The sequence below is a fragment of the Pseudokineococcus sp. 1T1Z-3 genome (genome assembly GCF_037482365.1).
In the GTDB taxonomy this organism is placed as follows: domain Bacteria; phylum Actinomycetota; class Actinomycetes; order Actinomycetales; family Quadrisphaeraceae; genus Pseudokineococcus.
Map to the genome: position 1 here is coordinate 366,203 of NZ_JBBHZF010000001.1, position 17,065 is coordinate 383,267.

Here is a 17,065-nt window from a genome sequence, read left to right on the forward strand (position 1 = left end):
CGCGAGCCTTCCCTACTGCGGGTCGGCCACCGCCACGCGCGCCGCACGGACCACCCGCTCACCGACCTTGTAGCCGGGCTGGAGCACCTGGGTCACGGTCGTGACCTCGATGCCGTCGGCGTGGCCGTGCATGAGGGCCTCGTGCACGGCGGGGTCGAAGGCCTCCCCCGCGTCGCCGTAGCGCTCCAGGCCGAGGCGCTGCAGCGTCTGCTCCAGCTTGTCGGCGATGGCGGCCGCTGGGCCGTCGACCAGGCCGCCGTGGGTGCGGGCGAGGACGACGTCGTCGAGCACGGGCAGCAGGGCCTCGAAGACCGAGGTCTTGCCCGCCGTCGTGGCGACGTCCCGGTCCCGGTCGACGCGCCGGCGGTAGTTGACGTACTCGGCCTGCAGCCGCTGGAGGTCGCCGAGACGTTCCTCGGCGAGCTGCTGCGCGGACTGCAGGGCCTCGTCGGCGCCCGTGCCGCTGCCGATGACGTCCTCGGCCGTCAGGTCCGAGGCCGTGGTGTCGGCCGGGTCACCGGCGGGCTCGGTCGTCGGCACGGCCTCGGGGTCGACGTCGGGCTGCTCGCCCTGCGGCGTCTCCTCGGGGGTCGCGCCCTGCGGCGTCTCGTCCTCCGGGCCGGCCGGCTGCTCCCGCAGCCGACCGGTCACGGGGTCGAAGCGACGGCGGTCACGGATGACCGGCTCGCCCTCGCGGGGGTCGGGGCCAGGGGCTCCGGCCGTCACTTGGCGTCGTCCTTGCGCTCCTCGTCGTCGACGATCTCGGCGTCGACGACGTCGTCGTCAGCAGCCGTGCCCGTCGCGCCCTCGGCACCGGCGTCGGCGCCCGGAGCCGCCTGCTCGCCCTGCTCCTGCTGCTGCTGCTGGGCGTACATCGCCGCGCCCAGCGTCTGGCTCGCGGTCGCCAGCTCCTCCTGCGCGGACTTGACGGCCTCGACGTCCTCGCCCGCGAGCGCGGTGCGCAGCGCGTCGACCTTGCCCTTGACCTCGGACTTGCCGTCCTCGGGCAGCTTGTCGTCGTTGTCGCCGAGGAACTTCTCGGTGGAGTAGAGGAGCTGCTCGGCCTGGTTGCGGACCTCGGCCTCCTCGCGGCGCTTCTTGTCCTCCTCGGCGTGGGCCTCGGCGTCGCGGACCATGCGGTCGATCTCCTCCTTGGACAGCGCGCTGCCCCCGGTGATCTGCATGGACTGCTCCTTGCCCGTGCCGCGGTCCTTGGCCGAGACGTGGACGATGCCGTTGGCGTCGATGTCGAAGGCGACCTCGATCTGCGGGATGCCGCGGGGCGCCGGCGCGATGCCGGTGAGCTCGAAGTTGCCGAGCGGCTTGTTGTGCTGGGCCAGCTCGCGCTCGCCCTGGAACACCTGGATCTGCACGGACGGCTGGTTGTCGTCGGCCGTCGTGAAGACCTCGGAGCGCTTGGTCGGAATGGCCGTGTTGCGCTCGATGAGCTTGGTCATGATCCCGCCCTTGGTCTCGATGCCGAGGGACAGCGGGGTGACGTCGATGAGCAGGACGTCCTTGCGCTCACCGCCGATGACGCCGGCCTGCAGGGCAGCACCCACGGCCACGACCTCGTCGGGGTTGACGCCCTTGTTGGGCTCCTTGCCGCCGGTGAGGCCGCGGACGACCTCGGTGACGGCCGGCATCCGGGTCGAGCCGCCGACGAGCACGACGTGGTCGATGTCGCCGACCTTGACGTCGGCGTCGGCGATGACCCGGTTGAAGGGCTCCTTGGTGCGGTCGAGCAGGTCCTTGGTCATCTGCTCGAACTGCGCCCGGGTGAGCTTCTCGTCCAGGTGGACGGGGCCGTTCTCCGTCATGGAGAGGTACTGCAGGGAGATGTTGGTGCTCGTCGCGGACGAGAGCTCCTTCTTCGCCTGCTCGGAGGCCTCGCGCAGACGCTGCATCGCGATCTTGTCCTTGGACAGGTCCACGCCGGAGCTGTTCTTCACCGTGGTGACGAGGTGCTGGACCACGCGGGCGTCCCAGTCGTCGCCGCCGAGGCGGTTGTCGCCGCTGGTGGCGCGCACCTGGATGGTGGAGAAGCCGTCCTCGGCGTCCTTGCCGACCTCGAGGAGGGAGACGTCGAAGGTGCCGCCACCGAGGTCGAAGACGAGGATGAGCTCGTCCTCCTTGCCGCGGTCGAGCCCGTAGGCGAGCGCGGCGGCGGTGGGCTCGTTGATGATGCGGGCGACCTTGAGGCCCGCGATCTCGCCGGCCTCCTTGGTGGCCTGGCGCTCGGCGTCGTTGAAGTACGCCGGGACGGTGATGACGGCGTCGCTGACGCTCTCGCCCAGGTAGGACTCGGCGTCGCGCTTGAGCTTCTGCAGGACACGGGCGGAGATCTCCTGCGCCGTGTACTGCTTGCCGTCGATCTCCTGGCTCCAGTCGGTGCCCATGTGCCGCTTGACCGACGTGATGGTGCGGTCGACGTTCGTCACGGCCTGGCGCTTGGCGATCTCGCCGACCAGGGGCTCGCCGGACTTGGCGAAGGCGACGACCGAGGGGGTGGTGCGCCCGCCCTCGGCGTTCGCGATGACGGTGGGCTCGCCGCCCTCGAGGACGGAGACGACGGAGTTGGTGGTGCCGAGGTCGATGCCGACCGCTCGTGCCATGGGGTGTCCTCCTGGACTCGCTGTGCTGTGCGGCTCGCCGCAGGTCCTGCTTGAGCCGAGTGCGCTCAACCTTGCTCCGCGGCCTGCGCTGTGTCAAACCGGTGTCGCCGGAGTTGAGCCCGCCTCGCTCAACCAGCGGAGGTGGTCGGGTGTTCCGGGTGGTGCGGGCCTCCGCGCGATCGGGCTGTAGGGACGCGTTCAACGTGTCCATTTCTCAAGTTCGTGTCTACGGCGTGTCCTATTTCTCACGTTCGTGTCCGTGCCGGACGCTGAGGACGTGGCCGGCAGCGAGCTGCTCGAAGTGGAAGCCCGTTACGTGTCTGCCTCCGGCGAGCTCATCACGACGACGGTGGGCGCTCTGGACGGTGTCGAGGTGGTGCGGGGCCTGCCCGTGCGGCGGATCAGCTCGCACGCGGGCCAACGGCACTACCCGGGCTCCTTCTGGTCGGCGACGACGGGCGCCCACGTCGACTACGAGAGTCGGCTCGAGCTGGACCGTCTGTGGTTGGCCGACTTCGACCCGGCCGTCGCGTGGATGGCCAGCCAGCCGCTGTGGCTGTGCGGATCGGACGGTGCGGCTCGTCGGCGGCACGCTCCGGACCTGCTCCTGCAGGGCAGGGACGGCTCGTTCACGGTCGTGGACGTCAAGCCGGCTGAGTTCGCGGTGAGGCCGGAGGTCGCCGCAGTCTTCGCCTGGACCGGTCGCCTGTGCGCGGCCGTGAGCTGGCGCTACGAGGTCTGGTCCGGGGCTCCTGCGGTCGTGCTGGACAACGTGCGCACGCTCGCCTCGGCGCGACGTGCCGACCTCGTCGATCCCGACGCCTCGGCGACGGTTCTGGACGTCGTGTCGTCGGAGATGTCCATCTCCGCCGTGATGGCTGCCGCCTCGCCGCCGGTCCCCCGATCACTGGCTCTCTCCGGGCTGATGTGGTTGCTGTGGTCCGGACAGCTGGCCACCGACCTCGAGCAGCCGCTCAGCGAGGACTCCCTCGTCCTTCGCCCGGAGGGATCCCGGTGAACGACCGGGCGCTCGACCTGCGGGCCGGGACGACGCTGTGATTCGAGGGCGCCCTGTGGCGGGTGCAGGAGTTGGGCTCGGCGACGGTGATGCTCGCGCGAAGCGCCCAGCTGCGATCGGTCGCGACGACGTCGCTGCTGGCGACGGCGCGGCTGGCCGGCCAGGACGTCGAGGCCGACGGAGAGCCTGAGCCCGTCGGCGTCGTCCTGGACGCCCTCAAGCCTGGTGTGCTCGCCCAGCTCGAAGAGCGTGCCGGTCATGTCCGAGAGCTGCTGCGCCCCGACAGCCGGACCGAGCATGCGCGCTCGACGCGGCAGCGATACGCGGACAAGGCCGCCGAGCTCGGCGTCTCCGACCGCACCCTGCGTCGTTGGGTGGCCTCCTACCAAGCCGCCGGCGTGGCGGGCCTGGCCGACAGCCGGTTGCTCAGCCGGTACACCAGCGGTGTCGACTCCCGCTGGGACGCGGCGTGCCTGCGGGTGCTCGCCGATCTGGTCGACGCCTCGACGCCCACGATGAGCGTGGTCATCGCCCGCGTCGCAAGAGAGCTCGACGCCGAGCACGGCCCGGGCGTCGTCCCGATGCCCTCGCGCACCACCGCCTACTCCCGGCTCCGCCAGCTCTCCAAGGGCCGGCACGCGTTCGGCAGCGCGAAGGGTCGCCGGTCCGTGGCCGCGCGCCCGCAGGGGGTCTACGGGCGGCTGGTGGCGACGCGGCCGGGTGAGTACGTGGTGCTGGACTCGACGCCGTTGGACGTCTTCGCGATGGAGCCGGTGACGCTGCGGTGGGTGCCGGTGGAGCTGACCGTCGCGCTGGACCTCTACACCCGGTGCGTGCTGGGGCTGCGGCTGTCGCCGATCTCGACGACGTCCCAGGACGTCGCCAACGTGCTGTTCCAGTGCGTCACCTCGCAGGACCCCGCCCCGGTCGGGCAGCCGCCCGCTGCGCTGGCCGGGCTACCACTGGACCCGCCCAAGCTGGACGGGGACGAGGACGACCTGGACGGCGGTGGCCGTGGTGCTGGGCGGGAGGGGGTGTGGCCCTTCCACGGGGTGCCGGCGAACGTGCTGGTTGGCACCGAGACACCGGACGGGGTGTCCCAGACCCGGGTGGGTGGGCTGCCGGCGTGCATGCCGGAGGCGATCGTCATCGACCACGGCAAGGCGTACATGTCCTCGCACGTGCTGGGCGTGTGTGCCCGGCTGGGGGTCACGGTGCAGCCGGCGATCCCCCGCAAGCCGACGGACAAGCCGACGGTGGAGCGGTTCTTCCGGACCCTGCGCCAGGGGCTGCTGCAGCACCTGCCCGCCTACAAGGGCCCCGACGTCGCCAGCCGGGGCAAGGACGTCGAGGGGCAGGCGTTCTTCTACGTCACCGAGCTCGAGGCGGTGATCCGCCAGTGGGTCGCCTCGGTCTACCACCGCACCGCCCACGCGGGCCTGTGCGTCCCGCAGCTGCCGCAGGCGTCGTTCTCCCCGGCGGAGATGTTCGAGGTAGGCCTGGCCCGGGCCGGGAGCCTGCGACTGCCCGCCCGCCCCGGACTGGCGTACGACTTCCTCGCGGTGGTGTGGCGCACCATCCAGCACTACGGGGTGGAGATCCACGGGCAGCGGTACAACGGGCCGGGCCTGAACCTGCACCGCGGGCACCGCTCCCCCTTCGGCGGGGTGCACGCGGGCAAGTGGCCCTTCCACGTCGACGTGTCCGACGTGCGGCACGTGCACTTCCGCGACCCCGACACCGGCGAGTGGCACCGCCTGGTGTGGGAGCACGCCCACGGCATGGACGCCCCGTTCTCCCAAGCCGCGGCGGACTACGCCCGCCAGGTCAGCGTCCGCACCCACCGGCACGTCGACCCCCAGCAGGCCGTGCACGACCTGTTGGGCCAGTGGTCGGCCGGTGAGGTCACCGCCCGCCGGGACCGGGCCCTGGCCCGCCGGCTCAGCGCTCAACGCGCCGCCGACGACGCCACCAGCACCGCCCCCGCGAGCCCACGTGCGGCTGGCGCGAGCGATACCGCGACCACCGCGGCTGCGGCAGCGGCGGCCCGGGAGGCGGCTCGGGAGGTGGCGAGCCTGCCGGGGGTGGTGGACCTGGTGGCCCGCCGCTCGGAGCGGGCCCGGCGGCTGGAGGTCGTCGACGACGTCGACGTCTTCGCCCAGTACTACGCCGAGCACCCCGACTCCGACGGCCTGGAGGTGTTCGACGAGTGACCACCCTCGACGACGACACCGGCACCACCACTGCCCCCGCCGGCGAGGAGAGGGTGGTGAACCCGTGGGCGGCGTGGCTGGCCCGGTACGACGTGCAGCCCTACCAGCTGGCCCGCAAGGCCGGATGGGACGCGTTCGTCGCCGCCGGCCCGCGGGAGGACTTCGCCACCCTCACCCGGACCCAGATGGACGGGCTGAGCGCCGACGCGCGGGAGGACTACGACGAGGCGCGGATGGTGTGGAACGCGAACCTGCCGACGATCCGGACCGCGCAGATGGCCTCGGCGTTCTCGCTGATGGGCCAGGTGCTGGCCTCCGGGCGCCGGGACGGGGACCGGCTGCGGGGGTCGGTGGTCATCGACGCCGCCCCGGCCTGGGCAAGACGACGATCGCGACCCGCTTCGCGAAGGACTTCCACCGGGCCCAGTACCGCCGGCACGGGCCCACCACCCCCGAGGGCCACCAGCGGCTGCCGGTGGCGTTCGTCGCGCTGACGGCGAACATGACGCTGAAGACCCTGAACAGCAAGCTGCTGGAGTTCTACGGCCACCCCGCCGCGCAACGGACGACGTCGTCGCGGTTGGCGTCGCTGGCGGTGGACTGCGTGGTCTCCTGCCAGACCCGAACCGCAACAGAGGAAGCCACGTCGCAATACAAACAGGTACGCCGTTATACAGTGCCGTAGTGTTCTCACGCATCGGCGTCTACCGGGAGCGGAAGGACTTCGCGCGGTGCGGCTTGTGCGGTGACTACCGCCAGATGACCGAGGCGCACGTGCCACCTCAAGCCTGTGGCAACAAGGGTCCGCTGCGTGAGCGGGCTCAGTGGGTGCAGGGACCCGGTGGCAGCCAGCTCAGCAAGTGGAAGTCCGGTGGACTCAGCGTTTACGGTCTCTGCGCCGAGTGCAATAGAAGCACCAGCGACGGGCCTGACCGCGCATACATCGACTTTCATTTCAGTGTGATGCTTGCGACTGCCCCAAAGGTGCGGCAACTGCTCATCGAGCCGAAGGTTCCGCCCGTCGCGGTCGCGCCGAGGCTGGTGGCGCACAGCGTCCTCGCCGGCATGTTTGCCCTGAACGACACGCTGCAGGAGCGGTTTCCCGACCTCGCCACCGGCCTGCGTCAGGACAGTAACGACCTGCGACTTCCCGACGGGTTGGAGCTTCGGTTGGCGCTGACGTCGAGCGAACTATCGCGCATCGGCGGTCCGGTTGGCTACGCGCAGGTCCTGCAGCGTCGGAGATGGCACATGCCCCTAGCCGAGGTGTGGTTTCCGCCCCTGGCCTGGTGTCTCTGTTCCACCACCCATCGCAGCGCTTCGCTCGGTCCAGAGCTGTCGGAAGAGTGGTGCGACGTCAGCGCTTGGCCCCGCCACGGACGAGAGCTCGTCACGGATCTTCGCAACGTCTCCTCATCCCTTCCAGCGGCAGCTTTCCCTCGGCTTGGTGCCGGCGACTGGGTGATCCTGACGGGCGACAACGCCATGACGGTGCTGGAAGGGCGTCCGCGCCCTTCCCCCTAGCACGATCGGTCCTTGCCATTGCCCCGCCGCGCGGAGCGCGGTAGCGCTTCACAGCCTCAAGGCCTCATCTCCTAACGCCCGACCCGCAGGGCACGGGCTCCCAGGAGGAGCGACATCGTGACGACGCCCAACGTCTGTCTCACGCGCCGTTACAGCAGGCGGAATGTCATGATCAGCGCATGCCACGCTTACGCGTCGAGGAGAGAATTGCCGCCGACTCAATCGGCGCGACGCTGGGAACGGTCGTCGAGCAGCACGACGACGGAAGTCGGCCCAGCATGCACGACCTCGCCTTCACGACGTCCGACGGGACGACGGCCGCCGTTGAGGTGACCGCTGCGGCCGACAGCAACAGCATTGAGCTGTGGAAGCTCGTCAACGGCTCAGACGAGCGGTGGATCGTGCCCGGCCTCCACGGGGGGTGGATCGTGGCTTTACAGCCGAATGCCCGGGCCAATCGCTTGATCCGCGACCTGCCTGATCTGCTCCTGGAACTCGAGGCGCGGGGCATCACCTCAGTCAGGCCGCTCCCGTGGGGGCCGACGACGCCAGCAGATAAGAGGGCACAGTCCCTCGGCATCGTCAGCGGCGATCAAGGTGACACCGCCTTCCCTGGGTCCATCTACCTGACCATCGAGCGCGCGTCTGAGTTGACGGGGGGCATCCGGGACGCCGGTGGGGCGCAGGTCGCCCCCTGGGTCAGAGACTTTCTGACTGCCCCGAGCCAGGCAGACGTGCTGGTGAAGTTGGAGCGGTCAGGTGCGGATCAACGTCACGCCTTTATTGTTCTGCCCGGATTCACGACTGCACCGTTCGCCGTCGTAGACATGCTGATGCGCGAGATAGACGAGGTGGCGCCGACGACTCGCCTGGTATTGCCCGATCAAGTCACGCACGTGTGGCTCATGACGTCTTGGGTGGTGGGTAGCGGGCTGCGCTGGTCGCCTGAGGGCGGGTGGTCGCGCTTTCGGCGCCAGTTCGACGCCCACGAAGCGCGGCCTGACGGCTCGTAAAGCCATCTAAAGAACCTTCGTCACGTCGCTGCGCGGCGCGTATTGCGGCGCGCGCCAGAGTCGAACCGGCCTCATTGAAGCACCCCGGGACTAATACGTAACCTCGACTACCAGTGCGATGTCCTGGACGTGGCGGTCGTCAGTGGCGACCCGGATGACGTCTGCGTCGGCCTCCCGCTGCAGGTGCTCGGCCATCGCCGTGCTGCGGCGGACGTGCGTGGCCAGTGCGCTGCCGATCTCCCGCTGACCCAGGCGGGCGGCGGCGGTGTCGTCGTCAGCGGTGAGCAGCACCGCGGTGGCGGCGCCGCCTCCCATAGCGCGGAGGACCATCGCTGCCTCGAGGACGCTGACGGTGTTGACGTAGATGGCTCTGGTGTGGCCGACCGCGGCGTAGCCGGCCCACAGCGCCTGCAGGTTCGTCTCTGTCAGGGCGCCGCCGTGGGGGTCGTCTGCTGCCTTGGGGTAGGCGGCGCTGAGGTTGTCGCCGTCGATCACTCAGTGCGCGACGCCGGCCAACTGCAGGAGCTCCGAGGCCTCGGCGGCGACGGACGTCTTGCCGACACCGGATCGCCCACCGATGAGCAGCACGGTCACGTCCGACGTCACGAACAAAGTCACTCACGGTGGACGGGACGGTGTCCAGGACGTTGACGAGGCGACCATGTCGTCCCGCAACCGATCGCCATCCGGCACGTCCTCCGGTTCTTCGCTCACCAGCGCGCTTCCTCAAGGCCGCGCACGTCGCACGGCCCGTCGCCGCGGTCCGTCAGCTCTTCGAGCGTCGGAGGAGGTAGTCCTTCATCAGCCCGCCCTGCGACGACGTGACCGCTGGCGGTCCGAGCGGCTCCCAGCCGGCCGCCGACAAGAGATCGAGAGCGTTCATCTGATGCCTCAGGCCGGCGCTCTCCGGGCTCACGGCCTCGTCGCCGCTCGTCGTCAGGAAGTCGATCTTGCCGGGTCGACCATCGGTGATGGTCACCAGCAGGGTCCCGTGCTCGTGTCGGATTATGCCCCAGCATGGATTAGGGACGGCTTCCGTCCTCCGCCGGTGCAGCGGCGGCCGCTCGACGCGCCCGCCGCTACCGCTGCCCCCTCCACCGCCAGAGGCCAGCGCGCGCCCCACGTCGATCGGCGTCCGGCACGATTCGCGAGCCCATCGACTGCGGGCCGGCCTAGGAGTGGGGACCGGCTTGAACCGGTGGACGGTGGGGTGCGTCAGGTAGAGCGTGGGGTCGGTGGGCGAGGTGGACGAGGCGGGATTGCTTCGTGCTGCCGCCGCGGGTGATGCCGTGTCCTTCGAGGAGCTCTACGACCGGCTAGCGCCGATGGTGCTGCTGCGTCTGCGTCGTCGGTGCGCGGACCCCGACGTCGTCGCCGATGTGTTGCAGGAGACGTTCACGGCGGTCTGGCGCTCGGCCGGATCCTGGACCGGCCACGGCGACGTGGGCGCCTGGGTCTGGACGATCGCGGCACGCCGCCTGGTCGATGCCTACCGCCGCCGTCGAAGGTCGGGGCAGGAGCTCAGCTCCCGTGGTGAGGAACACCCGGCCGCCGGTCCGGCAGCGGCTTCCGCCGAGGACCAAGTGATGGACGGACTGCTGGCGGGCCCGTTGGAGGCGGCGATGAAGGCCTTGTCGCCGGAGCTGCAGGAGGTGCTGCAGGCGACGGTCCTGGACGGGTTGAGCACCCGGGAGACGGCCGTCCTGCTGGGCATTCCGCAGGGCACGGTCAAGACGCGGGCCTGGCGGGCCCGCTCGAGGTTGAGGCAGGCACTGGCATGAGCCCACGAGATGACCACGCCCAGAGCCGGACCCGGGAGGGTGGGTGGCACGCGGGTCCTGCGCTGCTGGCGGCCTACGCCGGTGGCCGGGCGGGGCCGACGGACTCCTGGAGCGTGGAGATGCACCTGGTCTCGTGCGCGGTATGCAGGGCCGAGCTGGCGCTGGTGCTTCCCGCCCGGGAGCGGGCCGACCTGAGCTTGGTGCGGGGTCGGGTGCTGGCCGCCCCGGCGAGCTCGGTCACCGGGGCGGGCCTGACGGTGTGGGTGCGAGCGCGGTGGCTGCTGCGCCCGGCAGCGCTGGTCGCTGCGCTGGTGGCGGTGCTGGTCGGGGCCGGCGTCGACCAGCTGGCCGGGGTCGGTGGCAGCGGTGACGGCCCGGCGGGGGGTGTGCTGCTGCTGCTCGCGCCGGCGCTGCCGCTGGCCGGGGTCGCGTTGTGCTCGGTGGGCGCGGGCGATCCGTGGGGTGAAGCGGTGCTGGCGACACCGTCGGCGGGGCTGCGGCTGACGCTGTGGCGCACCCTGGCGGTTCTGGTGCTGGCGGTCCCGGCAGCCGCGGTCGCGGGGCTGGTGCTGGGGGGCTCGGGTCCGGTGCTGTGGCTGCTGCCGTGCCTGGCGTTGACCGCCTTGGCCCTGGCCGGCGGCACCGTCGTCGCGCTGGAGCGGGCAGCGGCGGTCCTGGCCGGTGCCTGGGTTGTGCTGGTGGCATCGCCGGCCGTAGTCGGCGCCGGCGGGGAGCAGGTCGGGGCGCTGCGGGCGTTGGTGGCTTCGGCGACGCAGGCGCAGGTGTTCGCCCCCGGCGCGCAGCTGGCGTGGGCGGTGACGGTGGTCGTCGCGACGGGTCTGCTCGTGCACCGCCGGGCCGGCTACGAGCACCTGCTGGTCACCCGTCAGGGCGGGGGGTTGGTGTGAGCACCCACGACGACAGCTCGGGACGCGGCACGGGAGCCGGCGCTGGAGTTGGTGCCGGGTCGGGCGAGGGGGTGCAGGTCTGCGGGTTGAGCGTGGTCCTGGGGCGGGGGCGTCGCGCCCGCCGCGCGGTCAGCGACCTGGACCTGGACTTGGGGGTCGGTGTGCACGGGCTGCTGGGCCCGAACGGGGCGGGCAAGACCACGCTGATGCGGGTCCTGGCCACCGTCGTGCCGGCCACGCACGGGCAGGTGCGGATGCTCGGCCTCGACGTGAGCGAGGCCAGGGAGCGGCGGGAGGTGCGACGGCGGCTGGGGTACCTGCCGCAGACCTTCGGGTACTACCCGCGGTTCACCGTGGAGGAGTTCGTCACCTACTTCGCCTGGCTCAAGGAGGTTTCCGGGCCGGGTTCGGGGGCCGCGGTGGCGCGGGCGATCGAGCGGGTCGGGCTCGGCGACCGGGCCAAGGACCGGATGAAGACGCTGTCGGGCGGGATGCTGCGGCGCGCCGGGCTGGCCCAGGCCCTGGTCAACGAGCCCGAGGTGCTGCTGCTGGACGAGCCGACCGCTGGTCTGGACCCTGAGCAGCGCCTGGACTTCCGTGCCCTGCTGCGCGAGCTGGGCGTGGACACCACGGTGGTCGTCTCGACCCATCTCGTCGAGGACGTCGCCAGCGCCTGCACCCGGGTGAGCGTGCTGGACACCGGACGACTGGTGCGCTCGTGCACCCGCGAGGAGCTGGCGAACCTCGCCGACGACCACAGTGAACCGGACGGCAGCGCCAGGCCCGGCCACGAGCACGCCTCACCGATCGAGCTCGGCTACAGCGCCCTGCTGCGCTCTCATCGCGAGCACGCCGCCGAGCTCGAGGAGCCACGGGGATGACCGCGCGGGCAGGCGAGGCCGGGACCGGCGGGGTGCTGCGGATCGAGCTGCGCCGTAGCGGGGCGTACCTGCTCGGCGGGCTGCTGGCGGTCCTGGGCGCTGTGCTGGTGGTCACCTCACAGGCGCCGTTGGACCCCTACGGGCTGTGGTCCTCGAGCTGGGCGGCCGCCATGCGGGTCCTCAGCGAGACGTCGATCGTCCTGGGGCCCCTGGCCGCTGCCGGTGCGGCGTGGACGGCAGGACGCGAAGGCCGTCGCCACCTCGGCGAGCTGCTCGCCACGACTCCCCGCCCGGTCCTGGCCCGCCAGCAGACCACCTGGGCGGCCATCGCCCTGGGCGTGGTGGCGGGGACCCTCGGAGTCGCCGGTGTCCTCGTCGCGGGTATCGCGCCGGGGCTGTCCTACTCCGGTGGCCGGTGGCCACTCGCGCTGCTGCTGGCCGTCCTCGGGGTCCTGGCGTGCTCGGCCGTCGGCTTCGCCGCCGGTCGCCTCATCCGCGGCCGCCTCGTCGCCCCGGGCGTCGGTGTGCTGCTGTACGTCCTCAACGGCTACCTGGGCTACCTCACCGGGCCGTCGGCACGTCTGTCCCCGCTGGCGTTGGTGAGTCAACTGCCGAGCCAGGAGGGGTACGAGCTCGACGGGTGGAGCGCGGCCGGCGCAGCCATTTGGCTTCTGGCGGTGACCGCGACCGCTGTGCTGCTCGCCGGCTCGCGCCGGCTCGCGGCGCTCGTCCCGGCGCTGCTGGCTGCCGTGTCCGCCGCCGCTCTGGTCACGACACCTGCCACCGGCGACAGCCCCTTGTGGCTCCAGCCGGACGAGCAGGCGCTGGAGCAGGTCTGCACCGACGACGCCCCACAGGTGTGCGTCCAGCGCGTGCACGCCGGCCTGCTCCAGGACGTCACCCCACCAGCGCGTGAGCTGCTCGCGCGGGTCCAAGACTTCCTACCGGTCGATCGGATCGCCGAGGTCCCCTACGGCCAGCAGGCCCCTCCCGGGACGCTGGCGATGGCCGATCTGCAGGGACGCTCCCGATTCTTGCGCCCGGGCATGGACCACCCCGGCCAGGTCGTGGACGACACCGTCAGCAGGCTCACGTCCTACATGTGCGAAGGTCCCGAGCTCGACGCCGCCGGACAGCAGCCCTACCTCACCCTCGACGTCGCCCACGCCCTGCTCACCGGGGAGTTGCTCCTGTCCAGCGCGGATCCCACCGCCGTTGAGGCGCTGATCACCCGACTCGAGGAGGACCCCGCCGCAGCCCGCGCCTGGATGGCACGCTTCCTGCCCGCCGCGGCCGACTGCGACGTCGCGACCCTGGTCGACCTGGCCCGGCCATGACCCGCACCACGCCCGCGCCAGACAGCCGCGGCGGGCGCGGACTGTGGCTGTACCTGCGGGCCCGCCACGTCGGATGGGTCGCGATGGCCCTGCTCCTGCTCACCGCGGCGAGCTGGTGGGCTACCGGGTGGCTGTCCACCCGCACCTACTTCGGTGGCGCCTGGGCCCGACCGCCCGTCGTGGGCTTGTCCCCGCTGCTCGCGGCGGTCCTTGTCTCGGCCACCCTCGTCGGCGCCGACACCGACCTCGACCGCACCGCACCCCGGATCACCGCCCAATGGCGCGCGGTTCACGCCACCACCGCGGCGCTCATCCCGACCGTGCTTCTCGCCCTGGTAGCCACCGACACGCCACAGACCTTCGGCAGCTACGCACTGATGCGCAATAGCCTCGGGCTCACCGGGATCGTCTTGCTCACCGCCACCATCATTCCCACCGTCCTGGCTTGGGCACCCGCCCTCACCTACGTCCTGGTCGCCTACCTCGCCGCCCCTCGGACCCCGACCGCCGCCGCACAGTGGTGGGCCTGGCCGATACAACCAGGTGGACCCGACCCCTCCTGGATCGTCGCCACAAGCCTGCTGGCGGCCGGCCTAGCCGCCTACACGCGCTACGGCCCCGCCCGCACCACCAGTTGAACGACCACCGCGCGTCCCCGGTCACGAACGTCCAGTTGAGGACCCCCAACCGGCGACGGTGCAGGTCGCAGGGGCGGCGAGGCGCGGCCTCGCGGCGACGGACGCCTCGCCTCGAGGTCGGGACGGGGCTTCTGCTGAGGATCGCGCCCAGGTGCCCCATGTGGGACGCCGCCGACGCTGACGACAGCGGTGCTGCCCTCTCCCCCGCGGCGACGGACGCCTCGCCTCGAGCTCGGGGCGGGGGGCGGCCGAGGATCGCGACACGATCGTGAGACGCCGGCGCTGAGACGACCGTGAGACGCCGCAGGTCAGCTGGCGGCACCTACGACAATTTCAGCGAGTTCCTACAGTGCAAGACGGACACGGGTGGACCTGCCGTGCTCTCAGCAACGACCTCGGCCCGGGCGACGTCCACGTCGTGTCCGCGTTCTCAAGTTCGTGTCCACAGCGGCGCAGCAGGCGCACGAGACTGCTGTAGGAGTTGGATGCCTCGGGGGCGGGGCCCGTAGCCGTCGCCGGCCGCCGCAGCTGTCGCCGCTCGCGGGCTCTGACGGTGGAGCCGCTCGGCCGTCCCGCTATCGATCGCCTGTCGGTGAGCCCATGGACCTGCTCGAGCATGCAGTCGGTCCCGCCCGGCCAGGCCGGCTCACCGCCGCGGGAGCCAGCTGATGGCGTTAGCGCGGAGACGTTCGGTCAAAATCCAAGGGTCTTCGAGGTTCTGCGTGGGCAACCAGCGTGGGTCCACCCCATCCGGTAGGGGGACCTCCGCGCCGAGGTCTAACCCGCGACCGCACCGCTCCTCGACGAGCGCTGATCCGTCGTGGCGCCAGTGCACGAACAACGGCATGTCGTCCTCCCGAGGGTCGAAGCCCGCCCACCGCCCGAGCCTCTCCCACGTGCCGTCACGGACTGTCCCGTCGTGAGTCATCCCCTCCCACAGGGAGACCTGATCACGACGCCACAGGAGGTCATCGATTTCGACGACACGACGCCGCTGGATCCTCATCGCCATGACCCGCGACCTGACCGATGCCTTCGCCTATACGAGGCCGACGGCGACATGGGTCTCCCCACGGGCGACGACCACGACGTCTCCCGCACGCACGCCGGGGGCGGCGACGCCGGTCACGCCGGGACCGTCCTCATCCACGAACCCTCACCCCACCAATGATCGTTCACAGCACTGCTCCGCCCACGGTGCTGCACGAGCGGGCAGCATCCAGCCTGCCTGGCCCAGACAGCCGGCGACCACCGGCGCCTGCAGGTCGATCGCTGGCCGGACAGCGTCCCGCTGTCGATCGCTGGCCGGACAGCGTCCCGCTGTCGACCGGCATCCAGGACGCAGCGCTGGCCGTCGCTCATCGCGGGCCTGTGGGAGGCCGCGTAGCAACGCGTTGCACCCGCCCGGGCGAGTCTGGGTTGAACGCGAACTCGCGGCGAAGACGCCGTGGGAAGGTCCATACGTGGAGCTTCGTCAGGTCATGCAACGCCTCGGTCTTGCCGAGAGACCCGGCGGGCCGCCGCCACTCCCCCAGCGCGTTGCGCTGACCTACCTCGGCATCGTCGTGGCCGCGACCGGTCTCATGTTCCTCGCTGTGATGCTGTCTCTCGCCGACGTCTCCGCCTACGTCTACGCCCCGCTCTACCTCGTGGGCGCAGCTACCTTGGTCGTTAACGTCGTGTGGATGCGTCGACACCGTCGGACCCGCGCGTCCAAGTAGCCGCCCTACGACTCTGAATAGGGGCTCGAAGCACCGCTGGCCGCTACCCCGCAGTGCATTACCATTCGGATGACCGCCTCGATGGCGATGGATCGCCCTACGCCTGCGTCGACGTGAACGGTGGACGAAATACATTCAGGTCAATGCCTTCTGCGTCATTATTGTGGTGGGCGGCGGCCTCTGTGCGGATTGCCTCAACCAGTTGCTGAAGGGTGTAGTCGTGCGGAAGCACGGCCGCCTCCTCCGGCAAGTATCGCGGACTGGACACTCTGGCATGCAGGTCATCACCTTCGTAGAGCATGACGTAACCCTCGTCGAATCGGTAATAAGGGTCTGCATCTTGACGGACGGCGTCGACAACAAAGTTGTAGGCGCGCGTGAGCTCGGCGATCAGCCACCACAGCGTGGCGCAGTCCCGGCGATGCTCGTTGAGCAGTTCCGTGTACAGCGGAGGGTTCCAACCGATGCGCTTGTATTGCCTCCGCGCCTCGTAGAAGCGAGTACCTGCGGGGCTCTCCTCCGACTCGAGGACGGCCTCCATCGCCCACGTCAGGACGCCGAGGACGTGGGACAGATTGGCAAAAGCTCTGCTGACGGTTGGGGTACCGGGAGGCCACCACCGACCAAGGAGCCATTCGCCCTGTTTCAGCAGGAGACTGCGGTCGTCGAAATCAATGCGAGGGATCGGGTGGCTGAGCCCCAGGGCGACAGATGGCCATGCGTCCACACCAGCCTTCCGCTCCCAGGCCAAGACTCCGCCAAGCGTACGTTCACTCGCCTCGCGACGCTGCACATCGTGCGTGGTCTGTTTCGCATCCACGTCGCTCTCGTGCCGCGTGCGCATCTTGATGAGCTGCTCGACCGAAAAGGCCGCGCCGCCATCCTTATCAATAATGGTGTGGTGCGTAGGGCACAGGAGAAGCAAGTTGCTGTAGCCGTCGATCATTGCCGGGTCGAAGCCCGCGTCAAATCTCGGGCCACCTGCTCTGCCCGAGCGGATATGGGCCTCTTCGCCGATAACGGCGCCGGAGTCCCTCAGAACAGAACTGGTCGGATCTTCCAGATCGAGGGTGAGACGCATATCGCAGTCCGGAAAGGAACATCTGTTCCCGGCCCGACCCCACAGAAGTTTCCGTGCCATGACGTTGATGGACATACCGACTCCCGCAACTGTCGTCAGGTACAGCTGATAATCCGACGAGGTCAGCGTGCCACGGAAGGCCACATGCGGCTGGGATCGTGCCGATGGGTTGTGCCATGTCCTTCCGCTGCCGCAGGGAAACGGCCACGTGACCGCGTGCGTCATGGCCGAAGTGGCCTGTTAGCCGAGCGGGTCCTCAATGGCGAGGCACGCACAGACCGCGTCTCACCAGCCGACCCCCAACCGGCGACGGTGCAGGTCGCAGGGGCGGCGAG

The 17,065-nt window shown here is 70.5% G+C and carries 17 protein-coding genes; 11 read left to right on the forward strand and 6 right to left on the reverse strand.

The window, feature by feature from the left end; genetic code table 11:
- Positions 1-12: 12 nt before the first annotated feature.
- Together grpE and dnaK are read right to left on the reverse strand one after the other, a co-directional pair.
- A complete protein-coding gene (grpE, locus tag WDV86_RS01630) occupies positions 13-726 on the reverse strand; it encodes a nucleotide exchange factor GrpE (RefSeq protein ID WP_339565839.1) in 714 nt (237 codons plus the stop codon).
- Positions 723-2,615, reverse strand: coding sequence for a molecular chaperone DnaK (gene dnaK / locus WDV86_RS01635; RefSeq protein WP_339565840.1), 1,893 nt, complete (start codon positions 2,613-2,615; stop codon positions 723-725). Before dnaK ends, grpE begins: the two co-directional genes overlap by 4 nt.
- A gap of 259 nt (positions 2,616-2,874) precedes the next feature.
- Here dnaK and WDV86_RS01640 point away from each other — a divergent pair, with 259 nt between their 5' ends.
- From WDV86_RS01640 to WDV86_RS01665, 6 genes are all read left to right on the forward strand, one after another.
- Positions 2,875-3,633 carry a TnsA-like heteromeric transposase endonuclease subunit gene (locus tag WDV86_RS01640; protein WP_339565841.1) on the forward strand — a complete coding sequence of 253 codons (759 nt, stop codon included), beginning with the start codon at positions 2,875-2,877 and terminating at the stop codon, positions 3,631-3,633.
- Between the two features lie 62 nt (positions 3,634-3,695).
- On the forward strand, positions 3,696-5,846 hold the full coding sequence (locus WDV86_RS01645; protein ID WP_339565842.1) for a helix-turn-helix domain-containing protein: 2,151 nt from the start codon (positions 3,696-3,698) through the stop codon (positions 5,844-5,846).
- Positions 5,843-6,340: a hypothetical protein gene (locus WDV86_RS01650; RefSeq protein ID WP_339565843.1), complete on the forward strand. Its 498-nt coding sequence runs from the start codon at positions 5,843-5,845 to the stop codon at positions 6,338-6,340. Before WDV86_RS01645 ends, WDV86_RS01650 begins: the two co-directional genes overlap by 4 nt.
- Positions 6,322-6,531 (forward strand): hypothetical protein, encoded by a 210-nt coding sequence (locus WDV86_RS01655; RefSeq protein ID WP_339565844.1) that lies wholly within the window; start codon positions 6,322-6,324, stop codon positions 6,529-6,531. The genes WDV86_RS01650 and WDV86_RS01655 overlap by 19 nt, the downstream gene beginning before the upstream one ends.
- Positions 6,531-7,370, forward strand: coding sequence for a hypothetical protein (locus WDV86_RS01660; RefSeq protein WP_339565845.1), 840 nt, complete (start codon positions 6,531-6,533; stop codon positions 7,368-7,370). The genes WDV86_RS01655 and WDV86_RS01660 overlap by 1 nt, the downstream gene beginning before the upstream one ends.
- Before the next feature lie 179 nt (positions 7,371-7,549).
- Positions 7,550-8,383: a hypothetical protein gene (locus WDV86_RS01665; RefSeq protein ID WP_339565846.1), complete on the forward strand. Its 834-nt coding sequence runs from the start codon at positions 7,550-7,552 to the stop codon at positions 8,381-8,383.
- Between the two features lie 90 nt (positions 8,384-8,473).
- On the opposite strand, the gene WDV86_RS01670 is transcribed toward WDV86_RS01665, so the two are convergent.
- Complete coding sequence (locus tag WDV86_RS01670) at positions 8,474-8,878, reverse strand: hypothetical protein (protein ID WP_339565847.1); 405 nt, start codon at positions 8,876-8,878, stop codon at positions 8,474-8,476.
- A 271-nt stretch (positions 8,879-9,149) separates the two neighbouring features.
- Positions 9,150-9,362 (reverse strand): hypothetical protein, encoded by a 213-nt coding sequence (locus tag WDV86_RS01675; RefSeq protein WP_339565848.1) that lies wholly within the window; start codon positions 9,360-9,362, stop codon positions 9,150-9,152.
- 256 nt (positions 9,363-9,618) lie between these two features.
- On the opposite strand from WDV86_RS01675, the gene WDV86_RS01680 reads away from it, so the two are divergent.
- From WDV86_RS01680 to WDV86_RS01700, 5 genes are all read left to right on the forward strand, one after another.
- Entirely contained in the window at positions 9,619-10,164 is a 546-nt protein-coding gene (locus WDV86_RS01680; RefSeq protein WP_339565849.1) for an RNA polymerase sigma factor, read from the forward strand.
- Positions 10,161-11,072, forward strand: coding sequence for a hypothetical protein (locus WDV86_RS01685; RefSeq protein WP_339565850.1), 912 nt, complete (start codon positions 10,161-10,163; stop codon positions 11,070-11,072). Before WDV86_RS01680 ends, WDV86_RS01685 begins: the two co-directional genes overlap by 4 nt.
- Positions 11,073-11,158: 86 nt before the next feature.
- Positions 11,159-11,953 carry an ATP-binding cassette domain-containing protein gene (locus WDV86_RS01690; protein WP_445262881.1) on the forward strand — a complete coding sequence of 265 codons (795 nt, stop codon included), beginning with the start codon at positions 11,159-11,161 and terminating at the stop codon, positions 11,951-11,953.
- Positions 11,950-13,290, forward strand: coding sequence for a hypothetical protein (locus WDV86_RS01695; protein WP_339565851.1), 1,341 nt, complete (start codon positions 11,950-11,952; stop codon positions 13,288-13,290). Before WDV86_RS01690 ends, WDV86_RS01695 begins: the two co-directional genes overlap by 4 nt.
- Positions 13,287-13,928 carry a hypothetical protein gene (locus tag WDV86_RS01700; protein WP_339565852.1) on the forward strand — a complete coding sequence of 214 codons (642 nt, stop codon included), beginning with the start codon at positions 13,287-13,289 and terminating at the stop codon, positions 13,926-13,928. Before WDV86_RS01695 ends, WDV86_RS01700 begins: the two co-directional genes overlap by 4 nt.
- 646 nt (positions 13,929-14,574) lie before the next feature.
- Here the strand turns inward: WDV86_RS01700 and WDV86_RS01705 are convergent.
- Both WDV86_RS01705 and WDV86_RS01710 read right to left on the reverse strand, forming a co-directional pair.
- Entirely contained in the window at positions 14,575-14,940 is a 366-nt protein-coding gene (locus tag WDV86_RS01705; RefSeq protein WP_339565853.1) for a hypothetical protein, read from the reverse strand.
- Between the two features lie 806 nt (positions 14,941-15,746).
- Positions 15,747-16,874 carry a hypothetical protein gene (locus WDV86_RS01710; RefSeq protein WP_339565854.1) on the reverse strand — a complete coding sequence of 376 codons (1,128 nt, stop codon included), beginning with the start codon at positions 16,872-16,874 and terminating at the stop codon, positions 15,747-15,749.
- Positions 16,875-17,065: the final 191 nt, after the last annotated feature.

Excerpts from the sequence above, each read along its gene's own strand:
- WDV86_RS01700 (WP_339565852.1), top strand. The coding sequence starts at position 13,287 with ATGACCCGCACCACGCCCGCGCCAGACAGCCGCGGCGGGCGCGGACTG.
- WDV86_RS01685 (WP_339565850.1), top strand. The coding sequence starts at position 10,161 with ATGAGCCCACGAGATGACCACGCCCAGAGCCGGACCCGGGAGGGTGGG.
- WDV86_RS01695 (WP_339565851.1), top strand. The coding sequence starts at position 11,950 with ATGACCGCGCGGGCAGGCGAGGCCGGGACCGGCGGGGTGCTGCGGATC.
- WDV86_RS01665 (WP_339565846.1), top strand. The coding sequence starts at position 7,550 with ATGCCACGCTTACGCGTCGAGGAGAGAATTGCCGCCGACTCAATCGGC.
- WDV86_RS01705 (WP_339565853.1), bottom strand. The coding sequence starts at position 14,940 with ATGGCGATGAGGATCCAGCGGCGTCGTGTCGTCGAAATCGATGACCTC.
- dnaK (WP_339565840.1), bottom strand. The coding sequence starts at position 2,615 with ATGGCACGAGCGGTCGGCATCGACCTCGGCACCACCAACTCCGTCGTC.